Origin of the sequence: Paraliobacillus sp. PM-2 (assembly GCF_001368815.1) — a bacterium.
Classification (GTDB): Bacteria; Bacillota; Bacilli; order Bacillales; family Amphibacillaceae; genus Paraliobacillus.
Window position 1 is genome coordinate 1,170,610 of record NZ_CTEI01000001.1, and the last position, 23,901, is coordinate 1,194,510.

The window sequence follows — 23,901 nt, forward strand, 5'->3', positions numbered from 1 at the left end:
ATTCGAATTCCTCCTAAGTATTTGTAAATTCCCTTACTACAATTCTTGAACCTTCTGTTTTAATTATCTTTACCGGTTGTTGGCTAGCTATGTATCCCCCCTCTGTAACAACGTCAAGTCTTTCACCTTCAAATATAGCAGTTCCAGATGGGCGAAGAGGGGTAAGTGACTTTCCTTCTAAACCAATCAATTCTAATCGATTAACAGAAGAAACATAACCCTTCTCCGTTGTTGTAGCATCACTAAGGATAACATGTCTGAAAAAGCCTCTTTCTAAACCAATTAATTTATACAATATTATGGATGTAATAATAGCCACCACAAACGCGATTGCAATACTCATGCTCATAACACCCACATCTTCAGCTGACATATATAATGATCCAATAACAGCCACAATACCTAAAACACCAATAATCCCTCCTGGTACAAAGAGCTCTACAACCATTAAAACGATACCTATTAGTAATAGAATAATTGCTTCATATCCAGCAAATCCAGCAACAATATGTCCATAAAAAAACAAAAGAAGAGAAACTAGACCGATAGATCCTGGTATGCCAAAACCAGGTGAATATAGTTCTACAATTAAACCAATACTCGCTAATGACAGTAAGATGGGTACAACCGTTGAGCTTGTAAAGAATCGTGCTAACTCTTCTGCAAAGGTCACTTCAGTTTCAATGATCTCTGCATTACTAAGTCCCAGTTCACTCAATAGTTCTGTTCGATGATTAACTATCGCTTCTGCATACTTAACCTCTACTGCTTGCGACGGACCAAGTGTTAAGTATTCTCCTTTTGGTGCATTGTATTCTGGCAAGTCTATATCAGCATCTGCCATAGCTGCTGCATATAAAGGATTTCTTCCTTTTGATTCTGCTGCACTACGCATAGCACTAAGCCAAGCAGATTGGGCTTTTTTATCTGCCGCTGTCCCATCTGAATTAATGATTCCACTAGCACCCATTGTAGCTTGCGGTTTCATGTATATCTGATCTGTGTTTAATGAAATATATGATCCTGCAGACAATGCACGGCTAGTAATAAAAGAGGTTGTTGGAATATTTAAATCTTGCAAAAGCTCTGCAATATTATTCGCTGCATCCACACGACCACCTGGAGTATTTAATTCAAATATGATATGATCAGCAGATGATTCTTTTGCTTCAGAAGTTGTACGTTTTAGAAACGCTTCCAATCCACGTTCTACTTCTTTTTCGATTGGTATAATATATACAAGTTTTCCTTCACCATTTTCTTGTGCATGGATAGCTGACGACTGAAACCCTATCATAGGAATAAAAATTAACAATAAGACCCATGCAAAACGTTTCACTTTACTCACTTTCCCCCTCCTTTCCATTTATACTATTGTGTATACTATATACGCAAACGAACAGTATAAAGTTTCATTTCTTTATATATTTTATATTATAGCATAATACGTTTGTTAAAAATAATCCCCTATCACATAGATGCGATAGGGGACTATTTGTTTATAAACCATTTTTATAGATTAAGACAAGTGCTTTTGAACAAGTTGATTAACTTGTGTTCCGTCTGCCTTTCCTTTTACTTTAGGCATTAAAGCACCCATTACTTTACCCATCTCTTTTTTTGAAGTAGCATTTACTTCACTAATGGTTTCTAGGATAATTTTTTCTAGCTCTTCATTTGAAAGCTGTTCAGGCATATATACTTGTAAAACATTTAATTCAGCTTCTAATTTTTCTACAAGATCATCGCGTCCAGCTTCTTTAAATTCATGGAGGGAATCTTTTCTCTGTTTTAACTCTCTAGATAAAACAGTAAGTTCTTCTTCTTCAGTTAATTCGTCTTTTCCAAGCTTGATCGCTTCATTTTGTAAAGATGCTTTTACCATGCGAATAACGCTTAGCTTTTCTTTATCTTTACTTCTCATCGCTTGTTTCATATCTTGGTTTAGACGTTCTAATAATGACATTTTACTTCTACACCCTCTTTTTGGAAACAAAAATCAAGATCTTTCATTTCCATTCATGCAATCAAAATTACTTACGTTTTCTAGCCGCCTCAGACTTTTTCTTACGACGAACACTAGGTTTCTCATAAAATTCACGCTTACGGTATTCTGACAATGTACCAGATTTTGATACACTGCGCTTAAAGCGACGAAGAGCATCCTCAAGAGACTCGTTTTTACGAACGCGAGTTGTGTTTGACATGCTAATTTCCCTCCCTCCGAAGCATCAACAATTTGTTGCGACATATGTAAACTGTACATATGCCTCTTTGATATTATAATATAAGGAATTTTGTAGGTCAACTTTTTGTTTAAGCGATTTATATTATTCTTAACATGTTTCATAGTGCATGTCCATATAGTTTAATGAGGTGAAGAACGAATGAAACTAATATCTTTATTATTTGTATTTATTATGCTTTTCTTTATAGGAATGCGCTTGTTGCAAACTGGTATGAAGTTTTATGCAGAATCAAAGTTAACAAATTGGATTTCTTCCAGTACGAATCATTTATTTGGCAGTATAATTATCGGTACAGTAGCTACCGCTATTCTACAAAGTAGTTCTGTTGTTTTGATTATAACAATTAGTTTAGTAACAGTTAACATCTTAACATTTAAACAAACAATAGGAATCATTCTTGGAGCAAATATTGGTACAACAATTACGGGAGAGCTGCTTACAATAGGAGATATTTTTCCTTATCATATTAGTTTATTGCTTGGTATTATATTTGTTTTCATTAATCAAAAAAAGATTTTTTATATTGGGTGTATCCTGTTAGGATTAGGAAATATTTTTATTGCTATGGATGGTTTTCAATCCTTGATGCCATTGATTAATGATAATTTTTCATTAAAATATGCATTCTTATCAGCGCAAACCTATCCTGAAGTCGGTTTATTAATTGGTGTTATAATAAGTGCAATTATTCAATCTTCAAGTGCAACATTTGCTTTAACAGCTAGTTTATTGCATGAAGACATTATTTCCTTAACCACTTCTATCGCGATCATGTTAGGATCGAATATTGGCACCTGTGTAACCACTTTGATTGCCTCTATTCGCACATCAAGGCAAGCGAAACTTGTTGCCATTACGCATACCATTTTTAATATTTTCACTGTATTAATTGTTGTTCCATTTTTGTCATTACTTACGTATATCGGTGAACAATTAGCTACAGAAAGTGTTAATCAGCTAGCTCACACTGCAGTAATTTTTAATATCTTTTCTGTATTAATCGTTATCCCATTTATCCCTTACTTAGAGAGACAGATACGTAACAGAAAAAAACAAAAATAGTAACGGAGATGCATCGTTAGCATCCCGTTACTATTTTTTATGATTGAACAGTAATTTTTTGATTTCTAGCTGGTTCATCCATCACACGAACAAATTCTCCATTGTTTAGAGGATATCCAGATTGTGTTATTTTAACACGAACAATTTTACCAATCATATCTGATGATCCTTCAAATTTCACTTTTAAATAATTATCTGAATACCCAATTAACATGGCTTGATCTGAATGATCCTGTTCTTCAGGTATAACTTCTAATACTTCTCCCTCATAAAGGGATGCATATTCTTTTGCCTGTTGATTAGAAAGTTCAATGAGTTGATGAACACGTTCATTCTTCACATCATCATTCACCTGATTATCCATTCGTGCAGCTGGTGTTCCCGTGCGTTTAGAAAATGGAAATACATGAAGCTCAGAATAACCAATTTCCCTGATAAAATTATATGTTTCTTGAAATTCTGCATCTGATTCACCAGGGAACCCTACGATCACATCAGAAGTAATTGCAAGTCCAGGTAATGCTTGTTTAATACGATCCACTTTTTCTTTATAGTAACTTGATGAATATTTTCGACGCATTCTTTCTAACACGGAATCTGATCCTGATTGAAGCGGGATATGAAGGTGTCGAACTATTTTTTCTGACTCATCTAATACTTGAATGACCTCATCTGTAATTTGACTTGCTTCTATCGAAGAAATACGGATACGTTTTAATCCATCTACTTTATGCTCAAGGTCACGTAATAAATCTGCAAAATGATAATCTTTCATATCCTCTCCATACCCTGCAGTATGAATACCGGTTAAGACAATTTCTTTATACCCTGCATCAACTAATTGTTGTGCTTGCTTTAACACATTTTCAGGCTTTCTTGAACGCAACAGACCCCTAGACCAAGGAATGATACAAAATGTACAGAAATTGTTGCAGCCTTCTTGAATTTTTAATGAAGCGCGGGTTCTATCTGAAAATACAGGTACATCCATTTCTTCAAACACACGATTTTTCATAATATTCGACACACCATTAATAGGTAATCTTGTTTCTTGGTGTTCTTTTATATATTTAATCATTTTATCACGGTCTTGTGTTCCAACAACAATATCCACACCTGGAATCTCCATAATTTCCCCAGGTGAAGTTTGTGCATAGCAACCAGTTACACAGATTACTGCTTCTGGGTTTTTACGGATCGCTCTACGAATGATTTGTCGACTTTTTTTATCGCCTGTATTTGTTACTGTACAAGTATTAATAATATAAACATCTGCTTCTCGATCAAACTCTACTCGTTCATAGCCGTGTTGTTTAAATATTTGCCATATTCCTTCTGTTTCATAATGATTCACCTTACAACCTAAGGTGTGAAATGCCACTGTAGACATTTAGATCACTCCATTTCTTCAAAATGATACGAAAGACTAGCTAACGCATACAAACCAGCTGTTTCTGTTCTAAGTATTCTTGGACCTAAACGAACACAAGTAAAACCATTTTGTTTCATCGTAGCTATTTCCGTCTCTGAAAATCCACCCTCAGGGCCTATACAGATAAATACAGACTCACCCTCATGTATTTTCTGATAGATTTCATGTAATTTGTTGCTTTTCTCCAATCGAGTTGTTTCTTCGTATGCAACAAGCTTATGATCAAACATAGATGCATGTTTAACTAAATCAGAAAGGTTGGAGATAGTAGTAACGTTTGGTAAACAGGTACGATGTGATTGCTCGGCGGCTTCTTTTACGATTTTACGGTATCGAAGGAGTTTTTTTTCTGTTTTTTTGGCATCCCATTTCACAATAGAACGAGCACCTTGAAAAAGGAAAAAATCAACCGCTCCTAATTCAGTACCTTTTTGTAAAATCAGATCTAGTTTATCTCCTTTTGGAAATGCTTGTGCAATCGCAACCTTTATAGGCATTTCAACATTCGATTCTATCCAACTCACAATGTTTGCAACAACTTCATTTTCCGTTATATTTTCTATCAAACAAATCGCAGCTTGTCCATCCGGTCGATTACAGATGATTTGATCACCATTATGCATACGCATAACACGATTTATATGGTGATAATCATCTCCTGTAATAAAAACTTCACTTGCTGTCCATTGATCCATAGGAACAAAATAATGTTGCACGGTATTTACCTGCTTTCTATTTCTACTTTTTAGCAATAATGCAAATCCAATCTTCCATTTGGTTGACCTCTATTATTTGAAAACCAACATCTATCAATGCTTGTTTTACTTGTTCCTTTTTTGCATGTATGATGCCTGATGTAATAAAAAAACCACCAGGCTTCAACAAGCGAAAAGCATCCGCTTCAAAGCGCATAATAATTTCTGCTAGTATATTGGCTACTATTACGTCAGGTTTCTCTTCAATATTATCTAACAAATTATTTTGTTTCACCTGAATTTGATGATGAACTTTATTAATCTTTGTATTAATACGAGCAGACTTTACTGCTACATCATCAAGATCAAAAGCCCATACTTGGTTTGCTCCAAGTAAAGCAGATGCGATACTTAGCACACCTGATCCAGTACCAACATCAATAACAAAGTTGTTTGGCTCTATATAGCTTTCTAATGCTTGAATACTTAACACAGTAGTTGGATGTGTTCCTGTACCAAAAGCCATTCCTGGATCTAATTCAATAATTAACTCATCGCTAGAAACAGCTTGATAGTCTTCCCAGGTAGGTGTAATTGTAATTTTTTCAGAGATCTTGACCGGCTTATAGTATTTTTTCCAAGCTGTGGCCCATTCTTCTTCATTCACTTCACTTAAGGTTATTTGATTGGTTCCAAGATCAATATCATACAGTAATAAATTATTAATTGCTTGCTTGATCTGATCAACTGTTTCTCCTAAAAAGCTGTTCATAGGTAAATAAGCTTTTAATAGAACACCTTCTTCTGGGAAGTCAATTGGATTTAATTCATACATTTCACCTAAATCTGTGGAGCGATCTTTATCTAATTCCTCTGAGTCCTCAATAACAACACCACTAGCTCCTGCCTCGTGTAAAATATTTGAAATCGGTTCGATTGCTTCATTGGTGGTGTGAATACATAATTCAGACCATTTCAAGTGAATCAACTCATTTCTGATCATTTATTTCATTTATCGTGATATTTACCTAATAAATTAAGATTATTCGCCTTTAAAGGCCCGTTTCACACGTTGAAAGAAAGAATCTTCATGTTCATCTGTAGCTTTGTTTCCACTTATTTCATTTAGTTCACGTAATAATTCTTTCTGTCGATCGGTTAAATTTGTCGGAGTTATTACACGAATTTTAACATGTTGATCACCATGACCATAACCACGAACATTTGGAGCACCTTTCCCTTTCAAACGAAAGGTTTTACCTGTTTGTGTTCCAGCAGGTATTTTTAATTTTACTTTACCATGCACAGTAGGAATTTCAATTTCATCACCAAGTGCGGCTTGAGCAAACGCAATTGGCATTTCACAAAAGATATGATCACCATCACGTTTATAAAACTCATGTATTTTAATCTGAACCACTACATATAGATCACCGGCTGGTCCACCATTTACACCTGGCTCGCCTTGGCCAGCGACTCTAATCTGTTGCCCATCATCAATTCCAGCAGGAATATTAATATGAATTTTCTTACGTTTCTTTACTTTTCCTGCTCCACCACACGTTGTACATTTATCTGGTATAATTTTACCGGTTCCTTGACATTGATTACATACACGCTTATTTACAACACGACCAAATGGTGTATTTTGTTCGACATTTAGTTGGCCACTACCGTTACATTGACTGCAGGTTTTTGGCTTTGTACCCGGTTTTGCACCAGAACCATGACACGTCTCACACGTTTCGTCTTTAGGAATTTCAATATCTGTTTCTTTCCCAAAAATAGCCTCTTCAAAATCTAACACCATTGTATATTGTAAATCCGCTCCTTGCCTAGGCGCATTGGGATCTCGACGACGTCCGCCTCCAAAAAACATATCAAAAATATCACCGAATCCACCAAAGTCTTCTGCACCACCAAAGCCACCAAACCCTTGACTCTGCGGTCCAGCATGACCGAATTGATCATATTGTGTACGTTTCTGATCATCACTTAATACTTCATAAGCTTCCTTTGCCTCTTTAAATTTATCTGCTGCATCATCCTCTTTATTTACATCTGGATGATATTTTCTTGCGAGTTTTCGGTAAGCCTTCTTTAATTCGTCTTTTGATGCATCTTTAGAGACACCAAGTACATCATAATAGTCTCTTTTACTCACTGCACGATCACTCTCCCGACTCTTCTTTGCATAGATTTTATCATAACATTGAAACTCTATTTTGAGCAAATTACTTATAAATGAAATTCTTTATAGAAGTTGATAGTTTATGAAGGGAATAGAACAGAGGAAAAGTCAAAGCCAAGTGAAACCTGACTTTGACTTTTTCTACAAGTTTGTGTACTACTTTTCTATCTTACTTTTTACCTTCTTCATCGTCATTAACTTCTTCATAATCAGCATCTACAACATCATCAGCAGCTTCACCATTTTCACCTTGTGCAGCTTGTGCTTGTTGTTGTGCTTGTTCATACAATTTAACGGATAGTGCTTGAACTTGCTCTTGTAATGCATCTTTTTTCTCTTTAATCGCATCAAGATCATCGCCTTCAAGCGCTTGTTTTAATTCATCTTTTGCAGTTTCAGCTTTTTGTTTCTCATCATCGGATACTTGTTCACCTAAATCTTTGATTGTTTTATCTGTTTGGAAAACAAGTTGATCTGCTTCGTTACGAAGTTCTACTTCTTCACGACGTTTCTTATCTGCTTCCGCATTTTCTTCAGCATCTTTTACCATCTGTTCTACTTCATCGTCGGAAAGACCGGAAGAAGACTTAATTGTAATGGATTGCTCTTTATTTGTACCTAAGTCTTTTGCACGAACATTCACTATACCATTAGCATCAATATCAAAAGATACTTCAATTTGTGGTACACCACGTGGTGCTGGTGGAATATCTGTTAATTGGAAACGACCAAGCGTTTTGTTATCTTGTGCCATTTCACGTTCACCTTGAAGCACATGAATATCAACTGCTGTCTGATTATCTGCTGCTGTTGAGAATACTTGTGAATGACTAGTTGGTATTGTTGTATTACGTTCAATTAATTTTGTTGTCACGCCACCCATTGTTTCAATACCTAATGATAGTGGTGTAACATCAAGAAGAACGACATCTTTTACATCACCTTGTAATACCCCACCTTGAATGGCTGCACCAAGTGCAACTACTTCATCTGGGTTGACACCTTTAGATGGCTCTTGACCAATTTCTTTTTTGATCGCTTCTTGAACTGCTGGTATACGCGTTGAACCACCTACTAGTAATACTTTATTGATTTCATTTGCATTCATTCCAGCATCTTTCAACGCCTGACGTGTTGGTCCCATCGTACGTTCAACCAAATCAGAAGAAAGCTCATCGAATTTTGCACGAGTTAAGTTCATTTCTAAGTGTAATGGACCAGCTTCTCCAGCAGTTATAAATGGTAATGAAATTTGTGTTTGCGCTACACCTGAAAGATCTTTTTTAGCTTTTTCAGCTGCATCTTTCAAACGTTGTAAAGCCATTTTATCTTTAGATAAATCAATACCATTTTCTTTTTTGAATTCTGCAACCATATGATCGATAATTACTTCATCAAAATCATCACCGCCAAGACGATTATCACCTGCAGTTGCAACTACTTCAAATGTACCTTCACCAATATCAAGAATAGAAACGTCAAAAGTACCTCCACCTAGATCATATACTAAGACAGTTTGATCTTGATCGCCTTTATCGATACCATACGCTAACGCTGCAGCCGTTGGTTCGTTAATAATACGCTCAACCTCTAGTCCTGCAATTTTACCTGCATCTTTTGTTGCTTGACGTTCTGCATCATTAAAGTAAGCAGGAACGGTAATAACAGCTTTATCTACTGTATCACCTAAATAATCTTCTGCATAAGATTTAATGTGTTGTAGGATAATAGCAGAAATTTCTTGGGGTGTATATTCTTTTCCTTCAATTTCTACTTTATAATCTGTACCCATATGTCTTTTAACGGATTGAATTGTATTAGGGTTTGTAATTGCTTGACGCTTTGCAACTTCCCCTACTTGTCTTTCACCATTTTTAAAGGCAACAACAGATGGTGTTGTACGGTTTCCTTCAGGATTTGGAATAACCTTTGATTCTCCACCTTCCATTACTGCTACACAAGAGTTTGTTGTACCTAAATCAATACCAATAATTTTTCCCATGACTAACTTCCTCCTTCTTACAATATGTAATTACTGATTTACTTTAACCATTGCCGGGCGAATAACCCGATCTTTTAGTTTATAACCCTTTTGTAGTTCTTCTACTACTGTGTTGGAATCATATTGATCGTCTTCCACTTGCATGACTGCTTGATGTAAATGAGGATCAAAATCAGTACCAACTGTTTCAATAACCTCAACACCTTCTTTATTTAACACATCATTTAATTGACGATAAATCATTTCCATACCTTCTACAAATTGCTGTGTGCTATTGTCTTTAACTTCCGTTTTAAGTGCACGCTCAAAATTATCTACTACCGGTAAAAGTTCGGTAATTAATGACTGCGATCTATATTTTCGATCAGCTTCTTTTTCTTTTTGCGTTCTTTTTCGGAAGTTATCGTATTCTGCCTGAACTCTTAGCAATTTTTCATACAGTTCATCTTTTTCTTTTTGAAGCTTCTCCACTTCACTGTTACTAGCTTCATGTTCTTCAGGTGATTCATCAATGATTTCTTGATCTACATCTGTTACTTCTTCGACAGTATCTTGCTGTTCCGCTTTTTCTTTATTCTTTTCCAAGACCGTCACCTCCTCTAATTCATAACAATCAAACATTCTTGAATATATCATGAATAAAAATGTAAATAAAGTATTTCGTTTATTTAATAGAACGTTATTTTTATTCATGAGGAAAGGAGGTGATATAACCCTCCATTATTACAAAATACTCCTATTAAGTGTTCCACAACTCTACTATTTAAAACCACGAATGAAAAGTATGTGACATTCGATTAGATAATACATGTAACAAAGAAATTACACGAGCATATTCCATACGTGTTGGTCCTAATAAAGCAATTGTCCCTAATTGCTGATCACCAAGTGAATAATTTGCAGTAATCAAACTACAATCTTGCATTTCATCCATCTCATTTTCTTGACCAATTGAAACGTGTATTCCATTTTTATAAGACCTCAACATATTAGCAATTGCATCCTCTTGCTCCATCACTGAGTAAAGCGAATGTATTTTATTTACGTCTTTGAATTCAGGTTGAAGTAATATATTTGTAATACCTCCAACATATAATTGAACTGGTTGTTCATCAAATAGCGCAGCCTTTAGATATTGATAAGCAACATCAAAGTCATTCATATATTTTTGCATTAATACAGTAAGCTCTTTCTGCAATCGATCATGCAAATGAATAATTGGTACATTTTTCAATCGTTCATTAAGCATATTAACTAACTTCTCTAGGTCACTTGGCTCTATCTCAGTTGGAATAGAAAAGGAGCGATGCTCAACATGACCAGTATTTGTCACAAGAATAGCAATAGCCATATGTGATGACAATTGTATAATCTCCAACTGCTTTAATGTTGTTTCATAGACCTTTGGACCTAAAATAATGGACGTATAATTCGTTAACTCAGATAGCACCTTAGCTGACTTCTGAACAACTTGCTCAAATTCAAGCATTTCTTCTTCAAACGTAGTTGAAATAACACGCATTTCTGTTTGCGAAAGGTGAAAAGGCGATAACAGATGATCAACATAAAATCGATATCCCTTTTCAGATGGAACTCTTCCTGAAGAAGAATGTGTTTTTTCAATAAATCCCATATCTTCAAGGTCAGCCATTTCGTTTCTTATGGTAGCAGGGCTAAATGTTATTTCATCCTTTTTTGATATTGCACGTGAACCTATTGGTTGTGCAGTTTGGATGAATTCATCAATAATTACTTGTAAAATCAATAATTGTCTTTTAGACAGCATGATGATCACCTCTGTTAGCACTCTTGTCATCCGAGTGCTAAATCTATTATTAAATTATCAAAAGCAATTAAAAATGTCAATGCGAATGCTTCAATTTCTTCATTCAACTTCTTTGCAGATAATTTATCACTTACACTCAGACGTCATTGATTTATTAGCGGTAAATCATTTTCTAACAAGAATGATTGAAACACCTCATTACCAAACAGTTGTCCGCTTTTTGTTAAACGTATACCATCTTTATCTTGGATAATCCATTTTTTGTTTTTTAATTGTTTCAATTCGTCGCTATAAATATCTGTTAATGCTATATGATATTTTTCTTTAAATGCATTAAATACAACACCAGTTCGCTTGCGCAAACCTAGAAACAATTCTTCTTCTATTTGTTCTTTCAATCCAATCAATTCTGTATGAAGTACTGGTCTTCCTGTATTGTTAGCCTCTTTTACATAGGCAGGGAATGGACGTAAATTAATAATTCTTTTTCCAGGTAAATACCCATGTGCTCCGGCTCCAAAACCATAATAGTAATTGTTGTCCCAATAGGTTAAATTATGCTTGCTTTCAAATCCTGTTTCAGCAAAATTACTGATTTCATATTGTTTTTTACCCTTTTTCTCCATTTCTTCAATTAATAATTCATACATCGTAGCCTCAATTTCTTCTGGTGGTTTATGCAACTTTCCTTTATTATATCGTTGATAAAACACTGTTTTAGGCTCAATTTGTAATGAATAAGACGAGTAATGTGGTAAATCGAATGCTAAAGCTTCTTGTAAAGAATGATTAAAACTGTCAATCGTTTGATTAGGTAATCCATACATTAAATCAATACTTATGTTTGTAATATTATATTTTTTTAAATCATTTATATTTTGATATACATCCTTTGTTCGATGTAATCTACCTAATTTTTCAAGCAACTCATCGTCAAAAACTTGCGCTCCCATTGATATTCGATTAACACCATAACTAGACAAAAGATTTATTTTTTGTTCATTCAAATCACCTGGATTCGCTTCAAATGTATATTCTATTACTTCATTTACATCAAAATAGTAATCAATCATATAAAGTAACTTGTCTAATTGTCTTATATTTAATGCTGTTGGAGTTCCGCCACCAACAAAAATGGTATGCATTTTTTGTTTTGGCTCAGCTATATAAGTTGAAATTTCTTTTTCTAATGCGATTAAATATTCATCAGCCATCTTTTCTTCATAAAAGAATTTTGTGAAATCACAATAATGGCATATTTTTTCACAAAATGGAATGTGAATATATACAGATGATGTCATACGTTTCACCTTTTCTTTATAAAAATTTTACGTTAATGACAGTTTAAAGAAAGTGTTCTGTTTCGTACAATATTTTGCATGTTAGTAAACAGTAGAAACCCTTGTCAATTAGCTGGACAAGGGTTTCTACTACTATTCATCATCCATTCGTAAAACAGCCATAAACGCTTCTTGAGGAACCTCTACTGAGCCTACCATTTTCATGCGCTTTTTACCTTCTTTTTGTTTTTCTAAAAGCTTTCGCTTACGTGAAATATCCCCACCATAACATTTTGATAAGACATTTTTACGCATCGCTTTAATAGTGGAACGTGCTACAATCTTATTTCCAATTGCAGCTTGTACAGGTACTTCAAACTGCTGTCTTGGGATTAAATTTTTTAATTTCTCAACAATCTGTTTTCCTCGCTCATAAGCAAAGTCACGATGGACAATGAATGATAGGGCATCTATGGTATCCCCATTCAACCAAATGTCCATTTTAACTAAGTTAGAAGGTTGATAACCGACTATTTCATAATCAAAGGATGCATAACCCTTTGTTTGTGATTTTAATGTATCAAAAAAATCAAAAACAATCTCAGATAGTGGAATCTCATAAATAACATTTACACGATTATCATCTAAATATTCCATATCTTGGAAGTTACCTCGTTTTTTCTGACACAATTCCATTACTGGGCCAACATAATCATTAGGCACCATAACTGTTGCTTTAACATACGGCTCACTAACTTCTTGTATCGATTGATTGTCAGGCATAAATGATGGATTGTCTATTGATATTTCTGAACCATCGGTTTGTGTAACTTGATAAATAACACTAGGGGCCGTTGTGATTAGATCAATATTAAATTCTCGTTCTATTCTTTCCTGAATAATCTCCATGTGTAGTAAGCCTAAAAATCCACAACGAAAACCAAATCCTAATGCTTGAGAAGTTTCCGCTTCGTATTGAAGAGACGAATCGTTTAATTCCAATCTTTCTAACGCTTCCCGTAAATCATTGTATTTATTTGCATCTACCGGATAAAGCCCACAGAAAACCATTGGATTTAATTTACGATAACCTGGTAACGGTTCAGTTGCAGGTTGTTTTGCTAATGTGATCGTATCACCAACACGAGAATCGCCAACATTTTTTATTGACGCAGTAAGGTAACCTACATCACCAACACCTAATTCACCTAAAGGGTGTGGCTTAGGTGTAAACACGCCCACTTCATTTACTTCAAATTCTTTCCCAGTTGCCATCATTTTAATTTTGTCGCCAACTTTAACCGAACCCTCTTTAATACAAACATAAGCGATAACTCCACGATAGGAATCATATAAAGAATCAAAGATTAGTCCTTTTAATGGCTCCTCTGATTCACCCTGAGGCGGTGGTACGTCTTCTACAATACGTTCTAGAATTTCATCTATTCCAATGCCATCTTTGGCACTCGCTAAAATAGACGTTTCACCATCTATTCCAATAACGTCAGTAATTTCCTGCTTGACACGGTCTGGGTCAGCACCTGGTAAATCAATTTTATTAATTACCGGTATGATTTCCAGATCATTATCTAGTGCTAAATAAACATTCGCTAATGTTTGAGCTTCAATACCTTGAGCAGCGTCAACAACCAAAATAGCTCCTTCGCAAGCTGCTAAGCTTCGAGATACTTCATAGGTAAAGTCGACGTGTCCAGGAGTATCAATCAAATGGAAAAGGTATTCTTCCCCATCATGATGTTGATATTTTAATTGCACCGCGTTTAATTTTATCGTAATGCCGCGTTCGCGTTCTAAATCCATCGCATCTAAAAATTGTTCTTTCATTTCCCGTTGTGTTAGTGCTTTTGTTTTTTCTAAAATTCGATCAGCAAGTGTTGATTTGCCGTGATCAATATGAGCAATAATCGAAAAGTTTCTGACTCGTTTCTGTTCTCTAATTTTTGCCAATTCATTCACTCCTATTTTTCGAGCACAATACTAGGATTGATTATAGCAGTGAAAACGTGATGATTCAATTATTTTTAGTGTTAACATATATCAAGTTTCTTTCGAGATGATGTTACATGAACAATTAAAAACAATTTAAACGAATATTTCTGATATATGGTATGCTGCTTGAATGACTTGATCATACGCCCATACAGATGTTGTTTCTATAAATATTGCGACCTTTTCTATTAATGGTTTATTATCGGAAAAGCTTTTTTGTTGAGCGATTCTGTTTTGATTAACATTAGATTGCTGTTCTCTATCAATGGTAACTGAAACTGCTTTTTGTTCTTCATCCCTTGATTCAATTATTTGTTGATTGGACTCTTGAACCATCATTTGATTATTTTTCGTTCCAAAAAGCATTCCAGTTAAAAATACGACGGCAATTAACAGCATATATACAAGCATCTTCATCTCACTGATCTCCTTTTTCTGATTTATTGTTGATTTTGAACAGCTTCTGCATCCCAGTAATAGTCACTAAACACCTCTGCTAATGCGTCAGCTGATCGATAGAGTTCAGTCATTGTATTATCTACTCCACCAAATTCAATTAAAATCGCATTGTCCGATAAGTCTTGGTTATATACGCCGTTTTTACCAGCTCCACCTTGCTGTGTCACACCCCTACTCAAACCTGGATACTTTTCCTCTAACTTCTCATGCAATTCGGTGGCTAATGCTACATTTTTGCTATTATTGCTATAATCAGACCCAATCACAAAAAATAAGCTTGCATATTCTTTGCCCTTCACCGTCGTTGTTGTATCTTCCCTTCTTCTACTATCTCGATGTAAATCAAACACATAGGTTATATGTTTATTGTTGGCTAACGCCTCTTCTACTATTGGCTGAGAAGCATCATAAGATTGCCAATACTCCCAGTCTTTTTGATTTAATATTGACATAAAATCAGTGTGATCAACCTGTGTTCCAATTCCTTTTTTCTCTAAACTCTTCTCCAACCGTTCACTTACTTTTGTAATATTAACTTCTGCATGAAACGCTTGATTTGGATCTTTCACACCATCTAAGTGAGGTAGAAATGACTCTCGATTATGTGTACTATATAAAAAAACAACTTGCTTATCCCCGGTAGTATTCTCTAAGTCCGGTTTATCCTTTTCCTCTTGATTTGGCTGATCTTCTTCTAATGAGGCATCTCTCTGCTCTAGTACAACATCTAAGGGAGGGGCAGATTCAATTGGTAAATCAGTATAATCCGTTCCTTCTCCTGCAACAATAATCTTTTGATCATATGCATAAAAGCTGGGAATCTCTCTTCCAAGTAAACTCCTGATATCATTTAGTCTTATATTCGTTGCTAGTTCAAATAACAAATCAGACCAACTTAATTGTTCATGATTATTAGGAACAGTTGCATGCATATATTGTTTGTTCTCCATTCCTAATAAATAAATAAAAACAGACCCTTCAATTTGGCTTGTCCAGTTTGTAATAATAGAAGAGGATAGCCGGTAAGCTGGTTTAATTGTTGTAACAAAACTAATGCTAACAAATAATAAACTTAATAGGATGATCCATATTGTGCCTCGGCGCAAATTATTTAAAAAACCAATCATTGTTTTACGCCATAACTGTCTAAGGTAATCCATAAACGTTCCTCTCCCACTTTCTATCAACTTTACTAGATACTATGATAGAATACATAAAAGTAGAACCAATGTTTCACCTTAAATATTTGATTGAATAATATTGATTTCCAAAACTACCTTGTATAATAGCCAGCTGTTTCAACTTGAACGGATTCGTGCATTGCTGCATTTATACCTGAAGATAAAAGATGTGCCATATCTTTCATATAACCGTCTACTTCTTTTGGAGTTACCATCAAGTTATGTCCAAGCGGCGTAAGAACTTCTGAAATTAATGCTCGTTTCTCTGCTTCATTTAGCTTACCAATCATCCCAAAAACAGCTTGTCTTTTTTCTTCATTTGGAAGGTCGTCTTCTGTTAATGTTCGTTTACCAAACCGCATACTAGAAGGTGCTAGACTCTTGGATGGTCGATCCTTCTCCTCCCACTCTCTACCAAAATGTTTAAACACATAATCAATCGTATCACTTGTAATTGTTACCGCATCTACAACAGTTGGAACCCCAATTGCAATAACAGGAATACCCAACGTATCTTTACTCAACTCTTTTCTCTTATTACCAACACCTGATCCTGGATGAATTCCCGTGTTAGCTATTTGTATGGTGGCATTGACTCGTTCGATTGACCTTGATGCTAAAGCGTCAATCGCAATAACAAAGTCAGGTGATTGTTTATCAATGATTCCTTGTATCACATCACTTGTTTCAATACCTGTCACTCCCATCACCCCAGGAGTAATAGCAGAAACCGGACGGTATCCCTCGGCTACTGTTTCTGGATGAAGTGCAAATAAATGGCTTGTCACAAGTACTTTCTCCACAGCCATTGGACCTAATGCATCTGGTGTAACATTCCAATTTCCTAAACCAACAATTAGACAACTGGCATCTTCTGGAATATTTTCTTTCTTTAATAGAGCTTCTAATTCTGCAGAAAATGTATTAGCCGCTTTGTTTTGTTCATTACTATCCTGAGACTTAACGCTTTCCGTATGGATTGTAATATAGTCACCAGCTTTTTTCCCTATCTTTTTTGCACCAGTTTCATCTATTGTTACATAAGAGACAGTCGTATTGCCTTTCTTTGTCTCTTTTATATCGACCCCTTCTAACTGTTGCTCTTCTACTTTAGATTCTTCTACAAACATATCCTTCGCTTCAACTGCTAAATCCGTTCGAATAGAAAAGGATTCTTTACTATCGTTCCTCATTATCGATCACCTTCTTTTTATTCTTATCGTTACCATTATTAATAAAAAGATACGTTCTTCACTACTTATAGAACAGATTTATATTGAAAATTATTCGTAGCTTTGGTACAATGACGATTGTTCTATAGTTGTTTTTCGAATTGAGAACGTGGAGGTGAAAAAATGGCTAATATTAAATCTGCAATCAAACGTGTGCGTCTGAACAATGAACTACGTGCTCATAACACACCTATTAAAACTGATATGCGTTCACACATTAAACAAGTTGAAAAACTTGTTGCTAATAAAAATGTGGAAGATGCAAAAGTTGCTTTACAAAAAGCAATTAAGAAAATTGATAAAGCAGTCCAAAAAGGCATTATCCATAAAAATAATGGTAATCGTCAAAAATCACGTCTTGCTAAAAAAGTAAACGAGCTTAGCGCTTAATTGCTTTTATTATGACCAACACATAAAAAGCTTGTAGGAGTCCCTACAAGCTTTTTTTACTGAAATGGTTTAATTATTTGATATAAAAGTAATTCAAAAGCGAGTCTTTTGTCCATTTGGCCTTGTTTTATTTGTATATCTGTTAACGTACATTGATCTAAAATGGCTTCTAACTTTTCCCTTGAGAAGTATTTTTCCCTCGTCATTGCCATTTTTATTACATAAGGATGTACTTTTAATTGTTGAGCCATTTGTTTTTGACTATAGCCAGACTTTTTTAATATTTTAACATGATTAATTGTTCGAAATTGTGAACCCAATAAAGCTAAAAGAGCAATTTCATCTTCATTAATTCTTGATAGATCTTGATAAACGCGAATGGCTTTTGCTAGATCCTTAGCAATGACTGCATCGACTAATTTCAACCCCGAATTATTTGTGCTTTGATGCGCTAATAATTCTTCAGCAATTTTAGGCGTAATGATTCCGCCTTTCCCAACATATGTTGCTAGTTTTTCTAATTCCTTTTCCAATAACATTAAATTGGCGCCCGTTTCTTTACTAATTACTTCATAAGTTGCTTTTTCAATACCAACATTCAATTGTTTTGCTAAAAAATCAATCCATTTATCAATATCCCACTCTTTTACTGGATGGCATTCAATCATTTCTGCTTGCTTTTTAAGTACTTTTGTTATTTTTTTTCGTTCATCTAATTTCTCATAAGGAGCAATTAACACAAGAATAGAATAGTCAATAGGATTAGAAACATACTTTAATAAAGCATCTATTTGATGCGATACCCCTGATTTATCAGGCTTAGATGTTAAAAAAATGGGATGATAAGCGAGCACGACCTTTCGTTGTCCAAAGAAAGGATATGTCTCAACATCCATTATTACCTCCTGTATCGCAGTTTCTTCCAAGTCATATCGTATAAAGTTTGCTTCATCATCACTATCAGATAACCCATGTTGTTTTAATTTACTAATCATGTTTTCGATTAAATAGGATTCTGTTCCATACAATAAATATATAGGTTGGAATTCGTTTTTTTCTATTTTGTTTATTGCTTTAAAATAATCCATTTACTCACATCCCGATAACAATACTATATCTATCCTAATTGTAAAAACGCCGGAATACAAGTAAATTTTTTAACAGAGAAATGGAGGAAGTAATGATTATACTCCCTCCGCAATCTATATGAACGTTTAATCATCAGTCCTAGGAAGCTGTAGACTAAACGATGTTTTCAAGTATAGATTGACCAAAAAAATGATAAGTAAGCATGTCAAGTCTTGCTAACTAAGGGAAACACCAGTTAAAACGGAAAAAGCTATTTGTATGCTGTTTTATTAACTTGACATCACTTCTCATAACTATTTCTACTACGATATATTATGGTAAAAATGTAGAAAATGTTCCTCTTTCCCCATTATCTTTATACGTATATTGAATAGCACCTTGTTGATCTGTTCTGAATACAATGATACCTTTACTTTCTAAACGTTCAATAACCTTATCTGCCGGGTGTCCGTATCGATTATCCTTACCAACTGAAATCATAGCTACTTTTGGATCAAGTTGACGAATAAAGGATTCAGATGTTGAATCACCACTTCCATGGTGGGCTAATTTTAGAACGTCTACTGTTAAATTAGGATAAATGTTGATAATTTGTTGTTCAATTTGGTCACTAATATCTCCAGTGAATAGCCACTTTAATTGACCTAACTTTGCTAAAACAACAAGTGAGTTATTATTTCGATCTTGATAATTATTGTTTGGGTGTATTATTTGAAAAGATAATCCATTGTAATAAAAGGTATCATCATAACCAACAGTATGATATTGTTGTTCTTCCGACATTTCGGCTAGTAAGGGAGAATCAAAATAAGGACTTGTTACAATATGTTTAATATTAAAATCTTTTAACAGATAGGTTAAGCTTCCGATATGATCATGATCAGCGTGTGATAAAATGATTAGATCCACTTGACTGATCCCTTTACTATACAAAAAAGGTTGAATCACTTGTTTATATATTCTATCGGAAGGTGTTTGAAAATCTTCTTCAAAAGTTCCAGCAACATCAATCATTATTACTCCTTTTCGATAAGGTAGCTCAATTACCATGGCATCCCCTTGTCCAACATCTAACATAGTTATTATTCCATTCTCATTCGTATATGGCCGCATCTCTAACCAAATTATCCAGCATAACAGTAATAACGAACTTATAAAAACCTGTTTCATTTTTTTGTATTCGATGGCCATAAACAGTCCAATTAATAAGATATAATAAAACCAAACATATAAATAAGGGAACTCACCAACTACAAAAGGATGAAATAAGTGTTGGTCTATCCAAGTAATAAAACGAAGCATAGGTGCATGCATCCATTGAAAGATAAGATCCAAAAAAGTAGTTAAACTAGGGTAGAAAAAACAAATAATCAATAAAAAAAATAAAAATGGCATAACAAGTATAGAAAAATAAGGTATAAGAAAAACATTTAACAAGATCGCTAACGGATTGAAATAATAAAAGTGCATCATTTGTAGGGGTAAGAGGATTAAAATACTAATTAGACTAATTCTAAATAGCAACTGTACTTTAGTTACATGTTCAAAACCTTTTTTTGAAAGCACTAAACCTAAGGTAACAAGAAATGAAAATTGAAATCCCAACTGAAAAATTAAATATTTATTATATACAAGGCACAACAAAAAAACCATACTCACAATATCAATAATGCTCACTTTTTTTCGGAATTGAAGCAAGATAATTCCTAGAACCCCCATTAAGCATGATCGCCATACAGATGGCGCCCCTCCACTTAAAAATGGATAGATAAACAAAAAGAGCAAGATGATATACACACCCTTTTCTTTTGAAAGAAAACCCATTTTAATAAAAATAAAATAAAGAAAACTTGTAATTAAACCAACATGAAGTCCAGATATAGCCAATAAATGCGAAAGATTCCAACGTTTAAAAATATCTACTATATCCTCATCTAATTGTGTATCAACACCAAAATATAGTGCTAATAACCAACTAGAAGTAAACGTACTGCAATAATGATTCACTCGTTCAACAATCTTGTTTTGCCAACGATAGAATTTGTCCAATACGTTAGCCCCTTCACATTGCAAATTGTCTATTTTTGTTAAAGTTAACTGCTTGCTAATACCTTTTTGTAATAAGAATGATTGATAATCAAATTCACCAGGGTTTGTACTTGTTGAGGGAGTTTGAGGAATAGCTGTTAATTGACAGGCTGCACCAGTTTTCCATGATGTAGGTTGCTCTGATTTGTTTTCGAAAAAATAATTTAACTGTATATTGTTATTGTTTTCCTTTATATTAAATATAAAAGACAAATAATTGTTTTCCCTTTTAACTGCAGAAGTAATGGTACCGGTGTAAGATTGGTCACTTGATTTTAACCAGGATGTATCCACCTCTTTTGGAAGGTAATAAATAGAGGTGAATACACTAATAGCAAGCATGATCATGATAGTAAGATTTTGAAGTGAGTGACGTCTATAAAGTATGTACAACCAGATAAGAAATAATCCATACAAAAAGTAACTATTAAAAGTTATTGCAATGATAGTGACTATTACAGCAATTGCAAAAAGATGCCAGTAACCTCTCAAGACATGACACCTACTCTCTAACTATCTTCTCGTTTTGTTGGTAAAAGATCAATAGAAACTTGTTCAAGCTCTACTTTTTCAACATACACACCCGCTTGTTTAAATAATTCAATCGCATAATGATGATTTTTATAATCAGCCGCATAGTAAACTGCTTGAATTCCTGCTTGAATTATTGATTTTGTACATTGCAGACATGGAAAATGTGTAACATAAATTTCTGCGTTACTTGTTGCAACACCAAATTTAGCACATTGTAATAACGCATTGATTTCTGCGTGAACTGTGCGTACACAGTGACCATCAATGACATAACAGCCTTCATCAATACAATGATCACTACCAGATACACTACCATTGTATCCACCGGCTATAATTCTTTTATCACGAACAATTGTTGCACCAACCATTAAACGTTCACATGTACTTCGTAAAGCTAATAAATGGCTTTGAGCCATAAAATATTGATCCCAAGAAATTCTATCCAATGTCACTACTCCTTTTATGTATTTTTATACAGTTTATGAAAAACTAGCATTTTCGTCAATACTTAAGGTACTCGAATATATGGTTCTAATTTTTCAACCGTTTTTTTCCCAATACCAGTAATTGACTCTAACTCATTAATCGATTGAAAAAAACCATACGCTTCTCTATGTTGAATGATTGCTTCTGCTTTCACAGCTCCAATACCAGGTAGTGTCTCAATTTCTTCTTTTGTAGCTTGATTAATTCTTAGTAATGAGGAAGACGAAGAAGCAGAAGAGGACGTTTCATTTAACGTTTCACCTTGTTTTGGAACAATAATTACCATTTCATCGAACACTTTCTGTGCTAAATTCACTCCACTAGTATCTGCATGATCTGTGAAACCGCCAGCTAAAACAATCATATCTTTCACTCGTTCTTCACCAGAAATTTGATAAATATCTGGATTTTCTACTTCACCTTTCACATCAACAAATTTTTTACTTGGTTCAGGATTACTTGTTTCAAGTGTTTCATCAATAGCTGATTTTTCCAACTGGAATGTATCAGTTGTTGTATGATCTTTCATATTAGGTCTTAACCACTCCCAAGTCCCTAAAAAAAGAACAGCTAAAATGACGCAAGAAAGTAACCAGTTACTTTTAAACCAATTTCTCATACCATACACCTGCCATATGAATTTTTTCTTATAAGAATAGGGGGTTTTTAGTAAGTTATATTTAAAGAAATGAAGTGTTTGTTAGAAGTAAATCAACAGAAGTCCAATCACGAAGGTCACCACACACAGTAAATAGACACCACTCTGAATTGCCCATGTAAGTTTTTCGATCTTCATCGTTTATATTCGACACAAACAGATTAATTCCTTCAACCTTTGTAAATTTTTTTGTTTTATAAGGGAATACATTAAGCGACGTGTCTTGCTTTTTTTCAAAAGGATTGGATAATACTAATGTCACATTTTACCGCCTGTGAAATAAAATTTAAAGTTTTACATACAAAAATAAAACGTTTATAAAACGTTTTATTTTCTACAAATTATAAATATTCGTTGAGACTGATCGGCCTGCTCAGGAGAAATAAATGTGGTATCAAAGTCGGAACAAATACCTATGATGTCAAAACCAACGTTCCTTAACCAGGTTAGGTAATCTTTAGTTGGAAACGTTCGTTGATGATGTTGTTCATCAAAACGCTCATATTGTTCCTTATCTTTAACAAAGAAGGTCATATCATGATACATCTCACCATGATATGTTCCAGCATCACAAAACCAAACATAACCCATATCTTCATACATTTCTGAAAAGGTATTATCTTGTAAATCATTTTCAACATAAGATATTGCATGTACATCAAAAAGGAATAGACCCTCTTTGGATAACGTTTGGTACACATTTGAAAATACTTGTTGCAATTCATCTTCTTTCGTAATGTAATTCATCACATCACAATAACTGATTGCGACATCATATGTTTTACCAGTTTCTAATGCATTTAGGTCCTGTTGAATCCATTGCACAGCTATATTTTCTTCAGATGCTCGTTGTTGCGCTATACTTAACATATCTGAAGCAAAATCTACGCCTGTCATCTCAAAACCTAATTTCGCAAGAAGCAATGTTATCTGCCCCGTTCCACAGCCTAAGTCAATAATTGCGTTAGGATTAGGTTGATATATTGTTAATAATTCCTTTGTGAAAGAAGTCCATTGATCATATGGCGCATTCTCCATAAACCGATCATAGACACCAGCCATTTTATTGTATACCAT

General features: G+C 34.3%; 22 protein-coding genes and 1 pseudogene. 2 read left to right on the forward strand and 21 right to left on the reverse strand.

Annotation, left to right across the window (positions count from 1 at the left end):
* Positions 1 to 13 precede the first annotated feature (13 nt).
* The 3 genes from BN1058_RS05600 to rpsU form a co-directional block, all read right to left on the reverse strand.
* On the reverse strand, positions 14 to 1,297 hold the full coding sequence (locus BN1058_RS05600) for an NfeD family protein (protein WP_255307042.1): 1,284 nt from the start codon (positions 1,295 to 1,297) through the stop codon (positions 14 to 16).
* Positions 1,298 to 1,519: 222 nt separating this feature from the next.
* Positions 1,520 to 1,966 (reverse strand): GatB/YqeY domain-containing protein, encoded by a 447-nt coding sequence (locus BN1058_RS05605; RefSeq protein ID WP_090854083.1) that lies wholly within the window; start codon positions 1,964 to 1,966, stop codon positions 1,520 to 1,522.
* 67 nt (positions 1,967 to 2,033) lie between these two features.
* The gene (gene rpsU, locus BN1058_RS05610; RefSeq protein ID WP_067837072.1) at positions 2,034 to 2,207 is read right to left on the reverse strand and encodes a 30S ribosomal protein S21; all 174 of its coding nucleotides are present in this window, start codon (positions 2,205 to 2,207) and stop codon (positions 2,034 to 2,036) included.
* A 180-nt stretch (positions 2,208 to 2,387) separates the two neighbouring features.
* Here rpsU and BN1058_RS05615 point away from each other — a divergent pair, with 180 nt between their 5' ends.
* On the forward strand, positions 2,388 to 3,311 hold the full coding sequence (locus BN1058_RS05615; protein ID WP_090854086.1) for a Na/Pi symporter: 924 nt from the start codon (positions 2,388 to 2,390) through the stop codon (positions 3,309 to 3,311).
* A gap of 37 nt (positions 3,312 to 3,348) precedes the next feature.
* On the opposite strand, the gene mtaB is transcribed toward BN1058_RS05615, so the two are convergent.
* The 12 genes from mtaB to gpr form a co-directional block, all read right to left on the reverse strand.
* A complete protein-coding gene (mtaB, locus tag BN1058_RS05620; protein ID WP_090854089.1) occupies positions 3,349 to 4,701 on the reverse strand; it encodes a tRNA (N(6)-L-threonylcarbamoyladenosine(37)-C(2))-methylthiotransferase MtaB in 1,353 nt (450 codons plus the stop codon).
* 5 nt (positions 4,702 to 4,706) lie between these two features.
* A complete protein-coding gene (locus BN1058_RS05625; protein ID WP_090856019.1) occupies positions 4,707 to 5,459 on the reverse strand; it encodes a 16S rRNA (uracil(1498)-N(3))-methyltransferase in 753 nt (250 codons plus the stop codon).
* A gap of 22 nt (positions 5,460 to 5,481) precedes the next feature.
* Positions 5,482 to 6,417: a 50S ribosomal protein L11 methyltransferase gene (prmA, locus tag BN1058_RS05630; RefSeq protein ID WP_090854092.1), complete on the reverse strand. Its 936-nt coding sequence runs from the start codon at positions 6,415 to 6,417 to the stop codon at positions 5,482 to 5,484.
* Between the two features lie 63 nt (positions 6,418 to 6,480).
* Positions 6,481 to 7,602, reverse strand: a complete 1,122-nt coding sequence (dnaJ, locus tag BN1058_RS05635; protein ID WP_090854095.1) for a molecular chaperone DnaJ — start codon at positions 7,600 to 7,602, stop codon at positions 6,481 to 6,483.
* Between the two features lie 196 nt (positions 7,603 to 7,798).
* Positions 7,799 to 9,631, reverse strand: coding sequence for a molecular chaperone DnaK (gene dnaK, locus BN1058_RS05640; protein WP_090854098.1), 1,833 nt, complete (start codon positions 9,629 to 9,631; stop codon positions 7,799 to 7,801).
* 30 nt (positions 9,632 to 9,661) lie between these two features.
* Positions 9,662 to 10,216, reverse strand: a complete 555-nt coding sequence (gene grpE, locus BN1058_RS05645) for a nucleotide exchange factor GrpE (protein WP_304362515.1) — start codon at positions 10,214 to 10,216, stop codon at positions 9,662 to 9,664.
* 178 nt (positions 10,217 to 10,394) lie between these two features.
* Positions 10,395 to 11,417, reverse strand: a complete 1,023-nt coding sequence (gene hrcA / locus BN1058_RS05650; protein ID WP_090854101.1) for a heat-inducible transcriptional repressor HrcA — start codon at positions 11,415 to 11,417, stop codon at positions 10,395 to 10,397.
* 143 nt (positions 11,418 to 11,560) lie between these two features.
* Positions 11,561 to 12,718, reverse strand: coding sequence for a radical SAM family heme chaperone HemW (gene hemW, locus BN1058_RS05655; protein WP_090854104.1), 1,158 nt, complete (start codon positions 12,716 to 12,718; stop codon positions 11,561 to 11,563).
* 132 nt (positions 12,719 to 12,850) lie between these two features.
* Positions 12,851 to 14,665 (reverse strand): translation elongation factor 4, encoded by a 1,815-nt coding sequence (lepA, locus tag BN1058_RS05660; RefSeq protein ID WP_090854107.1) that lies wholly within the window; start codon positions 14,663 to 14,665, stop codon positions 12,851 to 12,853.
* Between the two features lie 135 nt (positions 14,666 to 14,800).
* Positions 14,801 to 15,124: a hypothetical protein gene (locus BN1058_RS05665; RefSeq protein ID WP_090854110.1), complete on the reverse strand. Its 324-nt coding sequence runs from the start codon at positions 15,122 to 15,124 to the stop codon at positions 14,801 to 14,803.
* Between the two features lie 23 nt (positions 15,125 to 15,147).
* On the reverse strand, positions 15,148 to 16,326 hold the full coding sequence (spoIIP, locus tag BN1058_RS05670; RefSeq protein ID WP_255307004.1) for a stage II sporulation protein P: 1,179 nt from the start codon (positions 16,324 to 16,326) through the stop codon (positions 15,148 to 15,150).
* 113 nt (positions 16,327 to 16,439) lie between these two features.
* A complete protein-coding gene (gene gpr / locus BN1058_RS05675; protein ID WP_090854113.1) occupies positions 16,440 to 17,540 on the reverse strand; it encodes a GPR endopeptidase in 1,101 nt (366 codons plus the stop codon).
* A 162-nt stretch (positions 17,541 to 17,702) separates the two neighbouring features.
* Here gpr and rpsT point away from each other — a divergent pair, with 162 nt between their 5' ends.
* Positions 17,703 to 17,969: a 30S ribosomal protein S20 gene (gene rpsT / locus BN1058_RS05680; RefSeq protein WP_090854115.1), complete on the forward strand. Its 267-nt coding sequence runs from the start codon at positions 17,703 to 17,705 to the stop codon at positions 17,967 to 17,969.
* A gap of 56 nt (positions 17,970 to 18,025) precedes the next feature.
* On the opposite strand, the gene holA is transcribed toward rpsT, so the two are convergent.
* The 6 genes and pseudogenes from holA to BN1058_RS05710 form a co-directional block, all read right to left on the reverse strand.
* Positions 18,026 to 19,057, reverse strand: a complete 1,032-nt coding sequence (holA, locus tag BN1058_RS05685) for a DNA polymerase III subunit delta (protein ID WP_090854118.1) — start codon at positions 19,055 to 19,057, stop codon at positions 18,026 to 18,028.
* A gap of 313 nt (positions 19,058 to 19,370) precedes the next feature.
* Complete coding sequence (locus BN1058_RS05690) at positions 19,371 to 21,638, reverse strand: DNA internalization-related competence protein ComEC/Rec2 (RefSeq protein ID WP_090854121.1); 2,268 nt, start codon at positions 21,636 to 21,638, stop codon at positions 19,371 to 19,373.
* Between the two features lie 44 nt (positions 21,639 to 21,682).
* Positions 21,683 to 22,126 (reverse strand): annotated as a pseudogene (locus tag BN1058_RS05695) (ComE operon protein 2); the annotation flags it as partial.
* Between the two features lie 62 nt (positions 22,127 to 22,188).
* Complete coding sequence (locus tag BN1058_RS05700; protein ID WP_090854125.1) at positions 22,189 to 22,785, reverse strand: helix-hairpin-helix domain-containing protein; 597 nt, start codon at positions 22,783 to 22,785, stop codon at positions 22,189 to 22,191.
* A 61-nt stretch (positions 22,786 to 22,846) separates the two neighbouring features.
* Positions 22,847 to 23,086, reverse strand: a complete 240-nt coding sequence (locus BN1058_RS05705) for a hypothetical protein (RefSeq protein ID WP_090854128.1) — start codon at positions 23,084 to 23,086, stop codon at positions 22,847 to 22,849.
* 65 nt (positions 23,087 to 23,151) lie between these two features.
* On the reverse strand, positions 23,152 to 23,901 hold the full coding sequence (locus tag BN1058_RS05710; protein ID WP_090854131.1) for a class I SAM-dependent DNA methyltransferase: 750 nt from the start codon (positions 23,899 to 23,901) through the stop codon (positions 23,152 to 23,154).

Coding starts and splice junctions, on each gene's coding strand:
- BN1058_RS05600 (WP_255307042.1), bottom strand. CDS start 1,297: ATGATAGGGTTTCAGTCGTCAGCTATCCATGCACAAGAAAATGGTGAA.
- BN1058_RS05605 (WP_090854083.1), bottom strand. CDS start 1,966: ATGTCATTATTAGAACGTCTAAACCAAGATATGAAACAAGCGATGAGA.
- rpsU (WP_067837072.1), bottom strand. CDS start 2,207: ATGTCAAACACAACTCGCGTTCGTAAAAACGAGTCTCTTGAGGATGCT.
- BN1058_RS05615 (WP_090854086.1), top strand. CDS start 2,388: ATGAAACTAATATCTTTATTATTTGTATTTATTATGCTTTTCTTTATA.
- mtaB (WP_090854089.1), bottom strand. CDS start 4,701: ATGTCTACAGTGGCATTTCACACCTTAGGTTGTAAGGTGAATCATTAT.
- dnaK (WP_090854098.1), bottom strand. CDS start 9,631: ATGGGAAAAATTATTGGTATTGATTTAGGTACAACAAACTCTTGTGTA.
- hrcA (WP_090854101.1), bottom strand. CDS start 11,417: ATGCTGTCTAAAAGACAATTATTGATTTTACAAGTAATTATTGATGAA.
- hemW (WP_090854104.1), bottom strand. CDS start 12,718: ATGACATCATCTGTATATATTCACATTCCATTTTGTGAAAAAATATGC.
- BN1058_RS05665 (WP_090854110.1), bottom strand. CDS start 15,124: ATGAAGATGCTTGTATATATGCTGTTAATTGCCGTCGTATTTTTAACT.
- spoIIP (WP_255307004.1), bottom strand. CDS start 16,326: ATGGATTACCTTAGACAGTTATGGCGTAAAACAATGATTGGTTTTTTA.
- gpr (WP_090854113.1), bottom strand. CDS start 17,540: ATGAGGAACGATAGTAAAGAATCCTTTTCTATTCGAACGGATTTAGCA.
- rpsT (WP_090854115.1), top strand. CDS start 17,703: ATGGCTAATATTAAATCTGCAATCAAACGTGTGCGTCTGAACAATGAA.
- holA (WP_090854118.1), bottom strand. CDS start 19,057: ATGGATTATTTTAAAGCAATAAACAAAATAGAAAAAAACGAATTCCAA.
- BN1058_RS05700 (WP_090854125.1), bottom strand. CDS start 22,785: ATGAGAAATTGGTTTAAAAGTAACTGGTTACTTTCTTGCGTCATTTTA.
- BN1058_RS05710 (WP_090854131.1), bottom strand. CDS start 23,901: ATGGTATACAATAAAATGGCTGGTGTCTATGATCGGTTTATGGAGAAT.